This window comes from Domibacillus sp. 8LH (assembly GCF_038806185.1).
Classification (GTDB): Bacteria; Bacillota; Bacilli; order Bacillales; family Domibacillaceae; genus Domibacillus; species Domibacillus indicus_A.
The window spans coordinates 1-231 of record NZ_JAVJNG010000367.1 but is presented as its reverse complement, the minus strand read 5'-3'; the positions used below and the strand labels follow the sequence as shown (position 1 = coordinate 231).

General features: G+C 46.3%; 1 protein-coding gene. It reads left to right on the top strand.

Annotated features, from left to right (window positions below):
* The coding region (locus RG959_RS25040; RefSeq protein ID WP_342799389.1) for a peptide chain release factor-like protein at positions 1–231 on the top strand (231 nt) is incomplete at both ends.

The following is a 231-nucleotide window of genomic DNA, read 5'->3' as shown; positions in this document are numbered from 1 at the left end:
GGACCCGGCGGACAAAGTGTTAACACTACCATGTCAGCAGTACGACTAACTCACGTTCCAACAGGGGTTGTCGTTTCTATCCAGGATGAAAAGTCGCAAATCAAGAACAAAGAAAAAGCGATGAAAGTGTTACGTGCACGAATCTATGATAAGTACCAACAGGAAGCCCAGGCAGAAATTGATGAGAACCGTAAATCAGCTGTCGGTACAGGCGACCGCTCAGAACGTATT